Source organism: Stenotrophomonas sp. NPDC077461, from assembly GCF_049545475.1.
In the GTDB taxonomy this organism is placed as follows: Bacteria; Pseudomonadota; Gammaproteobacteria; order Xanthomonadales; family Xanthomonadaceae; genus Stenotrophomonas; species Stenotrophomonas nematodicola.
Genome location: NZ_JBMWDO010000002.1, coordinates 96,556 through 113,004 on the forward strand (window position 1 = coordinate 96,556; position 16,449 = coordinate 113,004).

A 16,449-nucleotide genomic window follows, 5' to 3' on the forward strand; every position below is an offset into this window, starting at 1 on the left:
CGATGGCGACCGGCGCCCTCAGATAGATGACATGACCGACAACGCACTCTCGCTGGCCCACGACCGACTGCTCCTGCCCGCCGGGCTGGACGCCAATGGCCTGGAACGCACCTTCGGCACCCTGCTGGGGCCGGGGATCGACTTTGGCGACCTGTACTTCCAGCACGCCCGGCGCGAAAGCTGGAGCGTGGAAGACGGCATCGTCAAGGACGGTGCCCATTCGATCGAGCAGGGCGTGGGCGTACGCGCCATCGCCGGTGAGAAGACCGGTTTTGCCTATTCCGACGACATCCATCGCGATGCGCTGCTCGCCGCGGCACAGTCCGCACGTGCCATTTCCCGCGAGGGCGGGGCGCAGTCGGCGCGATCGCTGGTGCGGGGCACCGGTCGCGCCCTGTACCCGGCGCTGGACCCGATCGACGGCATGGGCAACGAGGCCAAGGTCGAGATGCTCAAGCGCCTGGACCAGTACCTGCGCGCGGCAGACCCCCGCGTGCAGCAGGTGATGGTGAGCCTGTCCGGCGGCGTGGATACCGTGCTGATCGCGCGCAGCGACGGCGTGCTGGCCGCCGATATCCGGCCGCTGGTGCGCCTGAACGTGCAGGTGATCGTGGAACAGCACGGCCGGCGCGAATCCGGCTATGCCGGCGGCGGCGGCCGCTACAGCTATGCCGATCTGTTCGCCGACGGGCGCCCGGAAGCCTTCGCCCGCGAAGCGCTGCGCCAGGCGCTGGTCAACCTGGAGGCGATCCCCGCGCCGGCCGGGGTGATGACCGTGGTGCTCGGCCCGGGCTGGCCCGGGGTGCTGCTGCACGAGGCGGTCGGCCACGGTCTGGAAGGCGATTTCAACCGCAAGGGCACCAGCGTCTACGCCGGGCGTGTCGGCGAGCGCGTGGCCGCGCCGGGCGTGACCATCGTTGACGACGGCACCCTGGACGGGCGCCGCGGCTCGCTGAACATTGACGACGAAGGCCACCCGACCCAGTGCACCACGCTGATCGAGGACGGCATCCTCGTCGGTTACATGCAGGATTCGCTCAATGCCCGCCTGATGGGCGTGGCGCCGACCGGCAACGGCCGCCGCGAATCGTTCGCGCACATGACCATGCCGCGCATGACCAATACCTACATGCGCGCCGGGCAGCACGATCCGGAGGAGATGATCCGGTCCGTCAGGAAGGGGTTGTACGCGGTCAACTTCGGTGGCGGCCAGGTCGACATCACCAGCGGCAAGTACGTGTTCTCGGCCACCGAGGCCTACCTGATCGAAGACGGGCGGATCACCGCGCCGGTGAAGGGCGCGACCCTGATCGGCAATGGCCCGGAGACGATGCAGAAGGTGCGCATGATCGGCAACGATCTGGCCCTGGACGAGGGCGTGGGCATCTGCGGCAAGGATGGCCAGAGCGTGCCGGTGGGTGTGGGCCAGCCGTCGCTGCTGATCGATGGCATCACCGTGGGCGGCACCCAGGCCTGAGCCGCCGGATGCGCCTGTCCCTGTCGCCACACCGCGCGCGGGCCAGCACATTGCTGGCGCCGCCGCGTGGGCGCGTGGACTCAGTCGTCGGCGCGATCGTCGCCGTCGGTGTCGCCGTCCGCGTCCGCGTCGGCCGCGGCGTCCGCCGCGTTCAGGTCTTCCAGGCCCAGCGCGGCGGGCAGCATCAGCCCGCGCAGCACCTGGTAGATCTCGCGGTAGGCCCGCGGCGGCTTGTTCTTGGCCCGGTCGGCCTGGGCGTTGCGCACCAGCGTGCGCAGCTGCTGGCGGTCGGCGTGCGGGTACTCGGCCAGCAGCAGGCCCAGCGCCTTGTCGCCGTCCTTCATCAGGCGCTCGCGCCAGTCCTCCACGCGGTGCATGGTGGCCACTTCACGGCGCGAGGTCTCGCTGTTGGCGTCCAGCGCGTCGCGGATCGCATCCAGCACGGCGTCGTCCTCGCGGCGCATGTGCTTGGCCAGAAACGCCAGCTGGCGCTTGTGGGCGATGTGCGCGGTGATGCGCTTGGCCTCGGCGATGTGCGGCAGCAGGTCTTCCGGCACCGGCACGCGGGCCAGCTGGGCCGGGGTCAGCGAGACCAGCTTTTCGCCCAGAGCCAGGACATCCAGCGCGTCGCGCCGGTTCTGGCTGCGGCTGATATCAAGGAATTCACCGGTTTCTTCGTCGCGTCCGCGCATCGTCTTATTTCCACATCCAGAACTGTGCCCGGCGTCGCGCCAGGCACTCACCCGTACAGGATAAAGCATTGAACGTGATCTCCCCTGAAGTCTCCCCGGCCGACGACAGCCTGCAGCGCCTGGAGCAGCTGGCCGACATCTCCCAGCGCCTGCTGGAGCGGGCCAGGGCCCTGGGCGCCAGCCAGGCCGAAGTCAGCTGCAGCGAGGAACGCGGGCTGGATGTGAACGTGCGCCTGGGCGAGGTCGAGACGGTGGAATCCACCCGCGATCGCGGCATCGCGGTGACCGTCTACTTTGGCCAGCGCAAGGGCAGCGCCAGCACCGCCGACCTGCAGGACGCCAGCCTGGAGTCCACCGTGGCCCAGGCCTGCGCGATCGCCCGGCACACCGAGGACGACGCGGCGGCCGGGCTGGCCGACGCGGCCCTGATGGCCCGCACGTTCCCCGACCTGGACGGCTGGCATCCGTGGGCGCTGGGGGCCGACGAGGCGCTGGACCTGGCCCTGGCCTGTGAAGCGGCCGGGCGCGAAGCCGACCCGCGCATCAGCAATTCCGATGGCGCCTCGGCGGCCACCGCGACCAGTCTGTCGGTGTACGCCAACTCGCACGGGTTCATCGGCCGCGAGCGCAGCAGCCACCATTCGATCGGCTGCGCGCTGATCGCCGGCCACGGCGACGGCATGCAGCGCGATGGCTGGTACAGCAGTGCGTTGGCCCGGGAGGACCTCGAATCGGCGGCGGCGATCGGCCGCCAGGCCGCGCAGCGGACCGTGGCCCGGCTGCAGCCGCGCTCGATGGCGACCGCGCAGATGCCGGTGCTGTACGCACCGGAGGTGGCACGCTCGCTGATCGGCCACCTGCTGGGTGCGGTCTCCGGCGGTGCGCTCTACCGCCGTGCCAGCTTCCTGCTCGACAGCGCAGGCACCCGCCTGTTCCCGGACTGGTTCGGCATCGAGGAACTGCCGCTGCTGCGCCGTGGCCTGCGTTCGTCGGCGTTCGACGGCGACGGGGTGGCGACCCGCGACTCGGCGCTGGTCAGCGACGGGATCCTGCAGCGCTACGTGCTGGGCAGTTACTCGGCGCGCAAGCTGGGCCTGCCGACCACGGCCAATGCCGGCGGCGTGCACAACCTCAAGGTCACCGCCAATGCGGGCGACCTGACTGCCATCGCGCGGCAGATGGGCGAGGGGCTGCTGGTCACCGAACTGATGGGGCAGGGGGTCAATGGCGTCACCGGCGACTACTCGCGCGGTGCAGGCGGGTTCCGCGTTGAAAACGGCGAGATCACCTATCCGGTGGACGGGATCACCATCGCCGGCAACCTGAAGGACATGTTTGCGAGCATCGAAGCGGTAGGCACCGATATCGACCGCCGCTCCCATGTTCACGTGGGGTCGATTCTGATCGGGCGGATGACCGTTGCCGGTAATGATTGACGTATTCTATTCAAGCTGCCCTGGCAGGCGGGGAGCCTGCCGCGCACTACCCACTTACCGCACAAGGAGCTTTACGTGAGCGAATTCGACAACGTCACCGCCCCGCCGCCGCCGCCGGCCCACACCGATCCGGTGCCGAGCGACCAGCGCACGATGGCGCTGGCCGCGCACCTGCTGGGCATCTTCACCTGGTTCATCGGCCCGCTGATCATCTGGCTGGTCAACAAGGACGACAGCAGCAAGGCATTCGTCAACGACCAGGCCAAGGAAGCGCTGAATTTCCAGATCACCATCACCATCGCGATGCTGATCTGCTTCGTGCTGATGATCGTGATCATCGGCGGCCTGCTGGCGCCGCTGGTCGGCATCCTGAATCTGGTCTTCTGCATCATCGCAGCCGTGAAGGCGAACAACGGCGAAGCCTACCGCTACCCGTTCGCGTTGCGTCTGGTGAAGTAAGCGGCCCGCTGCACGCGCGGCGGTCCCAAGGAAAACGCCCGGCACTGCCGGGCGTTTTTTTTTTGTGTTCTTCCCGGTAACGAAAGGCCAGGCATCGCCGGGCTTCACATCAATGATTGCGCTCGACCGCCAGCCGTCCCAGGGCACGCAATGCATCGGCGCGGTCGTCGTAGCCGGCCAGGCTGTCGTGCATGCGCGCGCTGAGTGCAGCCAGTTCGGCCTTGGCACCCTCCATGCCGAGCAGCGCGGGGAACGTCGATTTTTCCTGTGCCTGGTCCTTGCCGGCGGTCTTGCCGAGCTGCTCAGAGCTGGCTTCGACATCGAGGATATCGTCGCGCACCTGGAACGCCAGGCCGAGCGCGTTGGCGAAATCGTCGAGCTGCAGCAGGTCGGTCTGCGGTGCATCGCCGCACAGCGCGCCCATCCGCACGGCCGCGCGGATCAGCGCGCCGGTCTTCAGTGCATGCATGCGCTGCAGCGCCTCCAGCGGCTGTGCATGGCCGGTGGCGTCGATGTCGAGTGCCTGGCCGCCGCACATGCCTGCGGCGCCGGATGCATGGGTCAGCGCCTGCAGGCAGTGCACGCGCAGCAGCGCCGGCAGTGCGGCATCGGCAAGCAGCCCGAAGGCACGGGTCTGCAGCGCATCGCCGGCCAGGATCGCGGTGGCTTCGTCGAAGGCGATGTGCGTGGTGGGGCGACCGCGGCGCAGCGCGTCGTCATCCATCGCCGGCAGGTCGTCATGGACCAGCGAATAGGCGTGGATCAGCTCGACCGCCGCGGCCGGCGCATCCAGCGCGTGTTCGTCCGCGCCAAAAATCCGCCCACTGGCGTAGACCAGCAGCGGGCGCATCCGCTTGCCACCGCCGAGCACGGCGTAACGCATCGCCTGGTGCAGGCGCTGCGGCGAGGATTCCGGAGAAGGCAGGCTGGCGTCGAGCTGGCTTTCAATGCGGTCGCGCCATCGCGCGAACGTGGACTCAACCGTCATGGCCGGGCGGATCGAAGCTGTCGGCCGCGTCCGGCTGGGCCGGATCGCGGAGCAGGCGCACGCGCAGTTCGGCCTGTTCCAGCGCCTGCTGGCACTGGCGGTACAGGCCCACACCACGTTCGTAGGCGCTGAGCGACTGTTCCAGGCTCATCTCGCCGGTTTCCATCTTCTCCACCAGGTGCTCGAGTTCTTCCAGCGACTGCTCGAAGTGGGCGACCGGGGAGGTTTCGTTGGGGGACTTCTTGGGCATGCCGCAAGTGTGATGCGCGCGCCCGGTGGGGTCAATTCACGCGCTGCCCGGCGTCCACTGCAGGTGGGCGTGGTGTTCATCCAGCCACTGCTGCAGCGTTGCGGCGATCACCCGGTCGCCAGCGGCAACCAGCGTGTCGTCCTGGAACAGCAGCGGCAGCTGGCGGCGCTGCCACGGTGGCAGTCCACGCTGCTGCAGCAGGTCTTTGAGCGCGTGTGAATGGGTGCGGCCGGGCAACTGGATGCGTTCGCCACCCCGCCGCGCACGGACCTGGACCGGCGTGGGCAGGCGTGCGGCGCCGAGCAGCGCCAATTGGCCACCGTCGGGCAGCGCCAGCACTGCCCGCCCGTCCCAGTGCACGCTCCAGTGCGGGGGCAGGGCCAGGGTAACGGAGAGCAGGTGCAGCTCACCGCGCCAGCGACGGATGCGTGCGCCCTGCCAGGCGAACTGCGCATCGGCGTCCGGTGCGGCAGGCAGCAGGTCCTGCTCGATCGCGTCCACGCCTGCGGCCGGCAGCGGCGGCAACCCGCTGTTGCGCACCCAGCGCCGCAGCAGGCGCGCCCGGCGCTCGGCAGGCAGCCGTTGCAGCGGGGTGATGGACATCACCCCCGGGGCGATCAGGCAACGTCGCAGCGCGTCGCGATCGGTGCTGTCCAGCAACCGCTGCGACTGCGCGCACAGTGCGGCGCTGCGCGCGAACGCGGCATCGGCCTGTGGCCAGCGTTGCTGCAGCAGCGGCATCACGTGCAGGCGCAGGAAATTGCGGTCGGCATCGTCGCGCGCATTGCTGGGGTCGTCGATCCAGTGCAGGCCGTGCGTGCGGGCGTGGTCGAGCAGGGCGCTGCGCGGCACCTGCAGCAGCGGGCGCCAGACCGAACCGGCAGCGAACCCGGCATGGGCCTGGATCGCCGCCAGCCCATCCACGCCCGAGCCGCGCAGCGCACGCAGCAGGAAAGTCTCGGCCTGGTCGTCGCGATGGTGGGCCAGCGCCAGGCGCTCGCCGGGGCGCAGGGCATGGGCGAAGGCGTCGCGGCGTGCGTTGCGGGCGGCCGCTTCCAATCCCTGGCCGCTGTCGCGCGCCACATCGACATGGATCACCTGCAGCGGAATCTCCCAATCGGCGCAGATGGCCCGGCAGTGGTCGACCCAGCCATCGGCGGCGGCCTGCAGGCCGTGGTGGACGTGCAGCGCGCGCAGCCCGGCCGCGCGCTGTGCGGGCATCGCCGCCAGCCAGTGCAGCAGGACGGTCGAATCCAGCCCTCCACTGAAGCCGACCAGCACCGGAGTGGGGGTGTCGGGAGAAACGGGCAGGTCGATCGGCATCGGGTCCGGCATGGCTCAGGCAGGCCGGCAGTATCGGGTCTGGCGGTCATCGCCGCCATGTGCGCCCGTCATGGCGTGGCGGGAGCGGGAACGCGGCGTCCCTGGCGGTCGATGTGGAACCACTCCCCGCCCTCCATCGGGATGTGGCCCTGGGCGTCGGCCGGGCCGCGGCGGCAGCCGTTGCAGACCTGCGCGATGCCGTCGGTGAACGGCCAGCCGAAGTCGAAGGTGGCCGGGAAGGCCTGCCCCAGGCGGGCATCGAAGTAGCCGATGCGTGCGCCGACGCGACCGCGCATCAGGCCTTCAGCGAGCGGGTCCGGACCGTTGTCCCACGTGATGACCGCCTGGGTGCGGCCCTGCCGGTTGACGTAATGGAAGCTGTCGCCGGCCCACACGACCGCCAGTCCGTCGTCGTCGTAATCGAGCTGGGCCAGCGTCTGTTCCTCGATGCGGGGGCTGCCTGCCTCCAGGGTGCAGCCGGGCAGCATCCACAGCCCGTGTTCCTGGGTGAGTACCTTGCACTCCGGCGCCTGGGCATGCGCTGCAACGCATGCGAGCAGGCTGGCGAGCAGGCTGGCGGGCAGCCGCAGCCGCAGGCGCCGCGCGTGGCGCCTGCGGCGTGCCGGATGCGGGGTGCCCGTCATCAGGGCGCCCCGGCCTTGCGCTCGAAGGCCGCTGGCGTCGGCAGGTTCACCGGTACGCCCTTGGCATCGCAGGTGCCGGCCGCACACAGCCGCTCGCGCAGGCGCGGGGTGGCCTGGACGATCATGTGATAGATGGCGTTCTGCTCCATCGTGCCGCGGATGGCCTTGCTGCCGGGGCCGCGCGCCCAGATGCCGACGTCTTCGCCGCCGTGGGTTTCGCTCTTGGTCGGAACCAGTGCTTCCTGCATGTAGTCGGGGTGTTCGGTATCCACATGGGACAGGTCCGGCCGGCCGCTGGCCGCCTCGAAGCTGCTGGGGTTGTGCGGGTAGGTCTTGGGGCCGGCCGGCTGCTGGTTGGTGGCGCCGGTGTAGCCGGGACCATTGGCATAGCTCAGCGTTGTGTAAGGCAGGCCGAGGCCGTCGCGGGCGACGTCGAGCGCACCGGAACCATCTTCGCCGCCCTTGTCCTTGACCTTGCCGAGGATCGGATTGCCGCGCGCCGGGTAGCCGACGAAGTTCAGCGTGTGCGAGTGGTCGGCGGTGACGATGATCAGGGTGTCCTGGTCGGACGTCGCGTCGACGGCGGCGCGCACGGCATCGGAGAGGGCCACGGTGTCGCTCAGGGCACGGTAGGCGTTGCCGCTGTGGTTGGCGTGGTCGATACGCGCGCCTTCGACCATCAGCACGTAGCCTTCCTGGTGGCGGGACAGGTTGGCGATGGCGGCCCGGGTCAGCTCGGCCAGGCTCGGTTCGCCGGCCGGGTCGTCCTTGCGCTCGATCTCATAGCGCATGTGGTCCGGTTCGAACAGGCCAAGGATTGCCGGTGCGTTGGCGGCGGCCTGCAGCTGTTGGGCGTTCCAGACATAGGCGCCCTGCGGATGCGCCTGCTGCCATTCAGTGACCAGGCTGCGGCCGTCCAGCCGCTGGCCGACCTTGTCGTCGTACTCGGGGTCGCGCTCTTCAACGGTGGTGAATTCGCCGCGCCCGCCGCCGAGGGCCACCAGCGGGCCGCGTCCGTACCGCGACGTGGACAGCAGCTGCTGGGCGATGTCCTTGCAGCCGGCTGCCTTGGCGGCCTCGGGCAGGTCGGTATCGTTTTCCCAGTTGCGCTCGGGCGAATGGGCATAGGTCGCCGCCGGGGTGGCGTGGGTCAGGCGGGCGGTGGAGACCACGCCGGTGGCCATGCCGGCACTGTCGGCCAACTGCAGCCAGGTCAGCAGTCCCTTGTCCAGGCTGTCGGCGCAGTCGGTGCGCTGGCCGGCGCTGACGCCGATGGCACCCATGTGGGTCTTCACGCCGGTGGTGATGGCGGTCATGGTGCCGGCCGAGTCGGGGGTCTGCGAGTCGGTGTTGTAGGTTTTGCTGAATGCGGTGGCCGGGAAGCGCTCCCACGACAGCAGGTTTTCTTCGCCCGGGTTACCGTTGCGCTGGCCTTCGAAGATGCGTGCGGCCGCGACGGTGGTCAGGCTCATGCCATCACCGAGGAAGAGGATCACGTTCCTGGCCCGCCCCTGCATGGCCCCGTTGCCGGCCGCGCGGGCAGCCCCGCTGCGGTACCACCACTGCGGGGTTTCACCGGCAGGATGGGCCACGGGCGGCACATCGACCTGGATGGCGGCCGGGCCGTTGCGGGAGGTGGAGGCGGGGGTGGCACAGGCGCCGAGCAGCAGCGTGGTGGCGATGGCCACCACCAGGGACGTGGAACGGGACATGGACAGGCATATCTCACAGGTGAATCGGGCGTTCATTATGCAGAACGGCGCAAGGCACGCCGATGACACGCTGATTTTCTGTCCACACCTCGTTCCGGGCGCCGGCTTGGGCTATCGTGCCCAGCTGTCAAATCCTCTCTGGAATGCTCATGAAGCTGGTCTCTGCGTGGTTGCGGATTCCGTTCTGGCAACGTGTGCTGGGCGGCTTCGTGCTGGGTGCGCTGGCCGGCTGGTTGCTTGGGCCGGCGGCGGAAACCTGGTTCGGTCCGCTTGGTGATCTGTATGTCACGCTGATCAAGATGATTGCGGTGCCGCTGGTGTTCTTCGCGGTGATCAATGCCATTTCATCGCTGCACGGGCAGAAGTCGGTGGCGGCGCTGGGCGGGCGGACGTTCCTGTGGTTCATCATCACGGCGGCGTTGGCGGTGTGCGTCGGCCTGGCGGTAGGCACGCTGATGCAGCCGGGCACCGGCAACCTCAGTCTGAGCATGGACCACGGCTACACGCCACGGGAGGTGCCGAGCATCGTGAAGGTGCTCATGGACGTGGTGCCGTCCAATGTGTTCTATGCGCTGACCGGCATCGGCACCAAGGTGAATGCCGCCGGTGAGACGGTGCTCGCTGCCGGGCGCGGGTCGATCCTGCCGGTGATCTTCTTCGCGGGCCTGCTCGGCTTTGCGATGGTGAAGCTGGGCGACAAGGTGGCCGAGGCGCGCAAGCTGACCGGTCAGCTGAGCGACATCATGATCCAGGTGACGCGCTTCGTGCTGGAGATCACGCCGCTGGGAACGTTCGGCCTGATCGCCGGGCTCGTCGGCAGCTACGGGTTCGAGAAACTGCTGCCGCTGGGCAATTTCGTCCTGGCGCTGTACGTGGCCTGTGCGCTGCACATCGTGGTGGTCTACGGGAGCCTGCTGCTGGCACACGGTCTGAATCCGCTGAAGTTCTTCCGGGGGGCTGCACCGGGCATGCAGGTGGCGTTCGTGAGTTCGTCCAGTTTCGCGGCGATGCCGGCGGCGATGCGCTCGATCACGCACAACCTGGGCGTCAACAAGGACTACGCCTCGTTCGCGGTGCCGCTGGGCGCGAGCATCAAGATGGACGGCTGCGGGGCGATCTATCCGGCGCTGTGCGCGGTGTTCATCGCCCAGTACACGGGCGTGCCGCTGACGCCGGAGCAGTACATCGTGGTGTTGATCGCCTCGGTGCTGGGCAGCTTCGGGACCGCGGGCGTGCCGGGCACGGCGGTCGTGATGGCGACGGTGGTGCTGAGCGCGGCGAACCTGCCGCTGGAGACGATCGGCTACCTCTACGCGATCGATCGCATCCTGGACATGATGCGGACGATGACGAACGTGACCGGGCAGATGCTGGTGCCGGTCCTGGTGGCCAAGGAAACCGGGTTGCTGGATCGTGCGGTCTACGACAACCCGTCGACCAACCTGGGTGTGGACGAGGGCGAAGAACGCCCGTCCTGATCGCACACCGTGCGGATGGGCACGTCGCACAGGGCCGGCATCTGCCGGCCCTGTCTGTGTGGGGCGGACACCGCCTGCCGCCCGAATCTGATGGATGCTCCTTCTCTCCTCGCTGACCACGCACCGTAACGCGGTGTATCAGGGGGGTGTAACAGCGTTGATACAGGCCCGCCACCGTTGACGCTGCGGGGCGCACCGCCTGTCCCCGCGCACGTTCAGGCAACGATTTTCCCACGCGGATGTAACACCGATGAAGCGGCTGCCGCGTGCGAACGCCGGCAAGGCCTTGTCGTACGGGCCTGCTGGACTTGGCACGATTGCTGCGATGTCCCTGCGCATGTTTTCGGGAGTTCGCCATGGACAGCATCGCCGCACGCAGGACACCGCGCTTCAGCCCCTGGTGGCTGGCCGCAGTGATGGTACTGCCGCTGGCCGCCACGGCCTCCGGCGCACGTCAGGGGGTGAAGGCCCAGCCGGGTGAAATCGTGCTGCTGCGCGATGTGTCCACCCGGCCGGCGTATCGTCCCGCACCGCCCGGGATCGCCCTGATTGCCGAGCCGTCGCCCCGTCGCGAAGTCGGCCAGGCGCTGGGCACCTCGACCGGGATGGATGAACTCAGCGACGACGACTATGCCTCGCTCGGGTCCAATACCGGCGCAGGCGCCGCCCACGGGCCGACCACGATCGAACGCGTGACCGGCCAGACCGTCAACAACACACTGGGCAAGGTCACCGACAACGGCATGCTGTCCGGCGGTCAGTTCAGCAACACCATCGGCGGCTCAATGGGCGCGGTGGGCAATGCCACGCGCGGCATCGGCGACCAGGTGCGGGGCGCGCTGGCGCAGTTCCCGCTCGGCCAGCCTGCAGGCGGACCCGGCAAATGAGCGCCTGGCTGCGGGGCAGTGCGCTGGCGCTCGCGCTGATCGTTCCGGCTGTCGCCGCGGCGCAGTCCGGCGACGATTACGCCGCGATGCTGTCCTACCTCAACCACAGTCGCATGGACGGCCGTGCGCTGGCCGGCGCCAACGGTGCGATGAGCGTGAACATGGTGGCCGGCGATCTCAACCAGCAGGCCAACCTCATCGGCATCGCCAACGGGCAGCGCGCCAGTGTTGCCGTCCAGGCACAGCAGCGACAGACCGGCGACCGCGTGCTCGCCGACGGCCCGATGGATGCCAGCGCGAGCATCGGCGGACAGGCACTGCGCGGCGCCAGCGGCGTCGCATCGATCAATCAGGCCAGCGGCAACGGCAACGCGACGCTCAACGTCGTGACCGCGACGCTGGCGCAACAGGGCATACGCGAAACCACCGACGAGGCTCTGGCCGCGTCGGGTGCGCTCGCGTCAGCAGGGGGGCAGGCGACCGTCAACGACGGCCGGCCGGCTGGAACCCGCAGGGTGGCGGTGGAAGCGACCGCACTGCAGGGTTTCGACGGCGTCCTGCAACTCAATCAGATCGCGGGATCCGGCAACGCCACCGCAAATCAACTGAGCATCTCGGTGCAGTCCACCCCGTGAGTAGTCACATCCACCCGATTGTCTGTGATGAGAGAGAGGGCACCATGAACACCACCATGAAGCGGACCGTACTCGCAGTCGCCATCGCTGCGGCATCGGCCACGGCCGGCGCCAACGGCCGGGGCAATGACCGTGACAACCAGAACCAGAGCGCGAACATCAATCACCTGCACAATGTGAGCGAGACCCGCACCAACACCAACACCGATACCAACACCGAAACCAACACCAACACCGATTCGCGGACCTGGAACCGGACCTGGAACAACACCCGCAACACCAACACCACCACCAACACCACCGTCAACGAAGACGTCACCCGCAACCGCGATGTAACGGTCAACGAAGACGTCAACAAGACCAGCAACATCCAGGCCGACGAGCGCAAGGAAAAGAATAACCACGGCGTGGACGTGAACCTGGAGAAGGATCTGCGTCTGAGCTCGGACATCAACTTCTCCGGCGATCCGGAGATCACCGGCTCGATCGACCTGGACTCGGCCGCCATCGCCATCATCGACAACCGCCAGTCGGTCACCAACAACATGGCGGGCAACAGCCTGGTGACCAACAGCGCTTCGATCGCCGATGACGTCGGCGCCGATGCGTCCGGCAACCTCGGCTTCAACGTTGCCGCCGGCGACAACAATGCCCAGGACAACGCCGCATCGCTGTCTGCGGCTGATGCGTCCTTCAGCTTCGGCATGGCCGACGCCGAAGTGTTCGTCAACCAGTACGGCGCAGGCAACACCACCCTCAACTCCGGCGTGACCAACGCGGCGGGCCTGGGCGGCAATGCCTTCAGCGGTGCGTCCGGCAACATCGGCGTCAATGCCACCTCCGGCAACAACAACGAGCAGAAGAACGCGCTCGCCGCCTCGGTGGCCACCGCGGCCTATGCCACCTCGAGCATCAGCTCCAACCAGGTCTCCAGCGGCAATACCGTCAGCAATGCCGGCTATCTGCAGCGCATGACCGATACCGTGGACGTGAGCCTGCGCGGCCGTGTCGCCGGCGGGACCCTCGCGGTGGGTGCGGGCCGCTACAGCGGTACCGGCAACGCCTACCAGAAGGACAACTACTACCTGGATACGTGGAATGGCGAGCTGGACCATCCGAGTGGCAATGCAACGGGCCACATCGACATGGATAACGACATCCAGAACGCGACGGCGAATCCGAATCGCCAGGGTGTGGGCGGTATCGCCTTCGATACCGACGAGAGCGGCACCAGCCAGTTCGTCGAACTGGGCGTGGCCGACCTGTACGCGAGCCTGAGCGGCACCGTCTCCACCACCCGCTGGGTGGCGGTGAATGCAACCAACACCGCGGCCCTGTCCGGCAGTGCGTTCTCCAATGCCTCCGGCAACATCGGGGTGAACGTGTCGGCGGGTACCGGCAACCTGCAGGCCAACAGCCTGGCGCTGGCCGTGGCGCAACCCTCCACCGGCGGCGGTGGCGGCGGCACCGGCGAGTAAGTCTGTCCGTTTTCGCAAGCAGTACGCGTTGAGCGCAACAAACCCGGCCATCCGCCAATGGCCGGGCTCCCCGGGAGCCCCTGTCCCTTCTCCCCCTTTCGGGGCAGGGGCTCCTTCCTGAGCCGGAGAAGGCAATGTCCAACCGTTTTCGCATCTGGATGCTGGTGTGGGCGTTGTCGCTGCTGATGCTGCCGATGGGCGCGGTACGCGCCGGCGATGTCGGCTTCAGTGGCGTGCTGCCCAATGGAGCGGTGCTGACCCAGCGTGTGGAAAGCATGCAGGAACGGCGCTTCCGCAACATCGTGCGGCAGCACACCGACTACAGCTGCGGCGCGGCGGCGCTGGCCACGATCCTGCGCTACGCCTACCACCTGGAGGCGGACGAAGGCACGGTGATCGAAGGGATGATGGGGGTATCGGACCCCCAACTGGTGCACCAGCGTGGATTCTCGCTGCTGGACATCAAACGTTATGTGGAATCGATGGGCATGCGCGGGCGCGGCTACCGCGTCAACGAAGAGCGGTTGCGATCGCTGCGCGTGCCTGGACTGGTGCTGATGGACGTACGCGGGTTCCGTCACTTCGTGGTCCTCAAGCAGGTCCGTGGCGATGTGGTGGACGTGGCCGACCCGATCCTGGGCAACCGCAGCCTGCCCGTCAGTGAATTTCTCAAGGCGTGGCCGTCGCGCGCCGTGTTTGTCGTGATCGGCAGTGATTTCGATCGCAACACGGTGCTGCTGCAGCCTGGCGAACGGCCCAGTGCGCGTTCGCTGTATGCCCGGCAGGGCCCGATCACCGACGCGGAACTGGTCGACTTCGGATTCACCCATGCCGACCTGTTTTAAGGAGTCAACATGAACATCGCAACGTGGACGCCCGGCGTGGTGCTGCTGACCGTGCTCGGCATGGCACCGGCGCATGCCGACGAAAGCCGGCCCGGCAAGGGACTGAGCGAGATCCCCGATCCGGAACTGAACCTCATGCGGGGACGCTACACCGTCGGTGGCAATACAGTGGCCTGGTTCGGCGTCACCATGATCTCGCAGTGGCAGACCGCCGGCGGCCAGTCGGCGCAGAGCGCGCTGAAACTGGGCATGGACTTCACCCAGGGCAGCACCCCGCGTATCACCTTCGCGCCCAGCGTCAGCGTTACCGCCGCCGATGCTCCGCTGCCGGTCACCACCGGTCGCAGCATCGATGCCAGTGGCCTGCAGAACGTGGCCGGACTCAGCCAGACCATCCAGGTCGCCGGCGACGGCAACCAGGCCAGCAATGCCACCCGGCTGACCGTGCGTGACGGTGTTGCGCCGCCCGCCGGTAGCGACAGCGCGCACGTGGCCTCACTGCAGCGCGATGGGGTCAGTGCCATTGCCCAGCTGGACGGCAACAGCGCCAAGGTGCAGTTGCAGATCGAGGGCGCCGGCGCGGTGCAGCAGTGGATCCGCAACGGCAGCGTCGGCCAGAGCATCGCGCTCAGCAGCGACGGCCAGGCGGTGAGCAATCGCCTGCAGATCGATCTGGTCAGGCAGTCCCTGGTCAACAACGTCCCGCTGAGCCAGAACGTGGCCCAGGCGATGACGCTGGTACGGGGTGTAGGCATGGGGCCGGGCCAGTAAGGCAGGACCGGCAAGGGGGCGACAACACAACCGTGGGCCAAGGCAATGCACACTTCGATACGGGCAACACCGCTGGCGCTGGCGGCGCTGGCACTGATGGCAGCGGCGGGCGCGCACGCGCAGCAGCCAGCCGGCAACGACCAGGCCGACGTGAAGGCACTGATGGCGCAGCTGGAAACCCTGAAGGCGAATTACGCCCAGGAAGTGCGGCGGTTGCGCGAGCTGGACATGCAGGTCCAGGCGATGCAGGCACGCCTGACCGGCAAGACCGCACCGGTCGCGGCGGCGGGTGCTGCGGCACCCCCGCCACTGCCTGCCGGCACACCGGCGGCACCGGTGGGCGGCGAGGGCTATGCGAGCAGCGCCGAAGAGGCGCGGCAGGCCAAACAGGAATCGCGGCGCAGCGTGGATGACGTCAAGCAGCAGCAGGCCGCGTTGTTCAGCCGTCGCTTCACCCTGGAAAACAGCCTCACCTACGCCCGCTACGATCGCAAGCAGCTCAGCCTCAACGGCTTCCTTGCCCTGGACGCGATCTTCCTCGGCAACATCGCCATCGAGAACGTGGAGTCCGACACGCTGACCTACAACCTGGCCGCGCGCTGGGGTGTCAGCCCGCGCCTGACCTTGAACATGGACGTGCCCTACCTGGCGCGAAAGACGGTCTTCCAGAAGGGCGGTGCCGGTGGCTCGGCCGCGGCGATCGCGCAGGAGGAAACCACCGGCAACGGAATCGGCGATATCGGCGTCAGCGCCAATTACAAGCTGTTTTCCGAACACGGGCGGTGGCCGGAGACGGTGCTGACCGTGGGGGCCACCGCGCCCACCGGGCGTGCGCCGTACGGGTTGGACTGGAAGGTGCTGGAACGCGATGACGACGACTTCATCCGCTTTGCGGTCCCCGAGCAGCAGCCCACCGGCAATGGCGTATGGCAGGCCAACGTCGGCCTGTCGGCGGTGAAGACCGCCGATCCGGCGATCCTGTTCGCCAACATCGGCTACATCCATTCCTTCCCGCGCAGTTTCGACGACATCGATGCCAATCCGGATACGGTCAACCCCGGCGACGTGAAGCTCGGCGGCTCGTACTACTTCGGTGCCGGCGTCGCCTTCGCATTCAATGAGCGCACCAGCCTCAGCATCTCCTTCAGCGACAAACTCAGTGCGCGCGCCTCCACGCGGTATCGCAACGGCCAGTGGCTGAAGGTGATCGGCAGCGACGCCAATGCCGGCACGCTCAACCTCGGCATCACCTATGCGCTCAATCAGAACACCACGCTGGTGAGCCTGCTCGGCATCGGCCTGACGCCGGACGCGCCGGACTTCACCCTGGCGTTCAAGGTGCCGTACATGCTGTAAGGCATCTCGACGCCAGGC

General features: G+C 68.0%; 16 protein-coding genes. 10 read left to right on the forward strand and 6 right to left on the reverse strand.

Annotated features, from left to right (window positions below; all coding sequences use genetic code 11):
• The first annotated feature begins 31 nt into the window (after positions 1-31).
• A complete protein-coding gene (gene tldD, locus ACPEH8_RS05025) occupies positions 32-1,477 on the forward strand; it encodes a metalloprotease TldD (RefSeq protein ID WP_017355120.1) in 1,446 nt (481 codons plus the stop codon).
• Positions 1,478-1,557: 80 nt separating this feature from the next.
• Here tldD and yjgA read toward each other — a convergent pair whose 3' ends face one another.
• Positions 1,558-2,169, reverse strand: coding sequence for a ribosome biogenesis factor YjgA (yjgA, locus tag ACPEH8_RS05030; RefSeq protein WP_136003161.1), 612 nt, complete (start codon positions 2,167-2,169; stop codon positions 1,558-1,560).
• 68 nt (positions 2,170-2,237) lie between these two features.
• Between yjgA and pmbA the strand changes: the two genes are divergently transcribed.
• Positions 2,238-3,605: a metalloprotease PmbA gene (gene pmbA / locus ACPEH8_RS05035; protein ID WP_136003162.1), complete on the forward strand. Its 1,368-nt coding sequence runs from the start codon at positions 2,238-2,240 to the stop codon at positions 3,603-3,605.
• Positions 3,606-3,680: 75 nt separating this feature from the next.
• Positions 3,681-4,064, forward strand: coding sequence for a DUF4870 domain-containing protein (locus ACPEH8_RS05040; protein ID WP_017355123.1), 384 nt, complete (start codon positions 3,681-3,683; stop codon positions 4,062-4,064).
• A gap of 109 nt (positions 4,065-4,173) precedes the next feature.
• Here the strand turns inward: ACPEH8_RS05040 and ACPEH8_RS05045 are convergent, their stop codons facing one another.
• From ACPEH8_RS05045 to ACPEH8_RS05065, 5 genes are read right to left on the reverse strand one after another with little or no spacing between them, the layout of a single operon-like run.
• Positions 4,174-5,052 (reverse strand): polyprenyl synthetase family protein, encoded by an 879-nt coding sequence (locus ACPEH8_RS05045; protein ID WP_017355124.1) that lies wholly within the window; start codon positions 5,050-5,052, stop codon positions 4,174-4,176.
• Positions 5,042-5,302, reverse strand: a complete 261-nt coding sequence (locus tag ACPEH8_RS05050) for an exodeoxyribonuclease VII small subunit (RefSeq protein ID WP_136003164.1) — start codon at positions 5,300-5,302, stop codon at positions 5,042-5,044. Before ACPEH8_RS05050 ends, ACPEH8_RS05045 begins: the two co-directional genes overlap by 11 nt.
• Before the next feature lie 36 nt (positions 5,303-5,338).
• On the reverse strand, positions 5,339-6,637 hold the full coding sequence (gene tilS, locus ACPEH8_RS05055) for a tRNA lysidine(34) synthetase TilS (RefSeq protein WP_153165200.1): 1,299 nt from the start codon (positions 6,635-6,637) through the stop codon (positions 5,339-5,341).
• Between the two features lie 56 nt (positions 6,638-6,693).
• Positions 6,694-7,269 carry a WG repeat-containing protein gene (locus tag ACPEH8_RS05060; RefSeq protein ID WP_423666216.1) on the reverse strand — a complete coding sequence of 192 codons (576 nt, stop codon included), beginning with the start codon at positions 7,267-7,269 and terminating at the stop codon, positions 6,694-6,696.
• Entirely contained in the window at positions 7,269-8,981 is a 1,713-nt protein-coding gene (locus ACPEH8_RS05065) for an alkaline phosphatase (protein ID WP_017355797.1), read from the reverse strand. Before ACPEH8_RS05065 ends, ACPEH8_RS05060 begins: the two co-directional genes overlap by 1 nt.
• Positions 8,982-9,130: 149 nt before the next feature.
• Here ACPEH8_RS05065 and ACPEH8_RS05070 point away from each other — a divergent pair, with 149 nt between their 5' ends.
• From ACPEH8_RS05070 to ACPEH8_RS05100, 7 genes are all read left to right on the forward strand, one after another.
• On the forward strand, positions 9,131-10,459 hold the full coding sequence (locus ACPEH8_RS05070; RefSeq protein ID WP_017355798.1) for a dicarboxylate/amino acid:cation symporter: 1,329 nt from the start codon (positions 9,131-9,133) through the stop codon (positions 10,457-10,459).
• Positions 10,460-10,815: 356 nt separating this feature from the next.
• Positions 10,816-11,346, forward strand: coding sequence for a hypothetical protein (locus ACPEH8_RS05075; RefSeq protein ID WP_423666218.1), 531 nt, complete (start codon positions 10,816-10,818; stop codon positions 11,344-11,346).
• Positions 11,343-11,981 (forward strand): hypothetical protein, encoded by a 639-nt coding sequence (locus ACPEH8_RS05080; protein ID WP_229296535.1) that lies wholly within the window; start codon positions 11,343-11,345, stop codon positions 11,979-11,981. Before ACPEH8_RS05075 ends, ACPEH8_RS05080 begins: the two co-directional genes overlap by 4 nt.
• Positions 11,982-12,025: 44 nt before the next feature.
• On the forward strand, positions 12,026-13,459 hold the full coding sequence (locus ACPEH8_RS05085) for an adhesin (protein ID WP_423666220.1): 1,434 nt from the start codon (positions 12,026-12,028) through the stop codon (positions 13,457-13,459).
• Between the two features lie 134 nt (positions 13,460-13,593).
• Positions 13,594-14,304 carry a C39 family peptidase gene (locus tag ACPEH8_RS05090; protein WP_136003169.1) on the forward strand — a complete coding sequence of 237 codons (711 nt, stop codon included), beginning with the start codon at positions 13,594-13,596 and terminating at the stop codon, positions 14,302-14,304.
• A 9-nt stretch (positions 14,305-14,313) separates the two neighbouring features.
• Positions 14,314-15,075 carry a hypothetical protein gene (locus ACPEH8_RS05095; protein WP_262071686.1) on the forward strand — a complete coding sequence of 254 codons (762 nt, stop codon included), beginning with the start codon at positions 14,314-14,316 and terminating at the stop codon, positions 15,073-15,075.
• A gap of 45 nt (positions 15,076-15,120) precedes the next feature.
• A complete protein-coding gene (locus ACPEH8_RS05100) occupies positions 15,121-16,431 on the forward strand; it encodes a hypothetical protein (protein WP_017355803.1) in 1,311 nt (436 codons plus the stop codon).
• Positions 16,432-16,449: the final 18 nt, after the last annotated feature.

Coding starts and splice junctions, on each gene's coding strand:
- tldD (WP_017355120.1), top strand. CDS start 32: ATGACCGACAACGCACTCTCGCTGGCCCACGACCGACTGCTCCTGCCC.
- yjgA (WP_136003161.1), bottom strand. CDS start 2,169: ATGCGCGGACGCGACGAAGAAACCGGTGAATTCCTTGATATCAGCCGC.
- ACPEH8_RS05045 (WP_017355124.1), bottom strand. CDS start 5,052: ATGACGGTTGAGTCCACGTTCGCGCGATGGCGCGACCGCATTGAAAGC.
- ACPEH8_RS05050 (WP_136003164.1), bottom strand. CDS start 5,302: ATGCCCAAGAAGTCCCCCAACGAAACCTCCCCGGTCGCCCACTTCGAG.
- tilS (WP_153165200.1), bottom strand. CDS start 6,637: ATGCCGGACCCGATGCCGATCGACCTGCCCGTTTCTCCCGACACCCCC.
- ACPEH8_RS05060 (WP_423666216.1), bottom strand. CDS start 7,269: ATGACGGGCACCCCGCATCCGGCACGCCGCAGGCGCCACGCGCGGCGC.
- ACPEH8_RS05065 (WP_017355797.1), bottom strand. CDS start 8,981: ATGTCCCGTTCCACGTCCCTGGTGGTGGCCATCGCCACCACGCTGCTG.
- ACPEH8_RS05070 (WP_017355798.1), top strand. CDS start 9,131: ATGAAGCTGGTCTCTGCGTGGTTGCGGATTCCGTTCTGGCAACGTGTG.
- ACPEH8_RS05075 (WP_423666218.1), top strand. CDS start 10,816: ATGGACAGCATCGCCGCACGCAGGACACCGCGCTTCAGCCCCTGGTGG.
- ACPEH8_RS05080 (WP_229296535.1), top strand. CDS start 11,343: ATGAGCGCCTGGCTGCGGGGCAGTGCGCTGGCGCTCGCGCTGATCGTT.
- ACPEH8_RS05085 (WP_423666220.1), top strand. CDS start 12,026: ATGAACACCACCATGAAGCGGACCGTACTCGCAGTCGCCATCGCTGCG.
- ACPEH8_RS05090 (WP_136003169.1), top strand. CDS start 13,594: ATGTCCAACCGTTTTCGCATCTGGATGCTGGTGTGGGCGTTGTCGCTG.
- ACPEH8_RS05095 (WP_262071686.1), top strand. CDS start 14,314: ATGAACATCGCAACGTGGACGCCCGGCGTGGTGCTGCTGACCGTGCTC.
- ACPEH8_RS05100 (WP_017355803.1), top strand. CDS start 15,121: ATGCACACTTCGATACGGGCAACACCGCTGGCGCTGGCGGCGCTGGCA.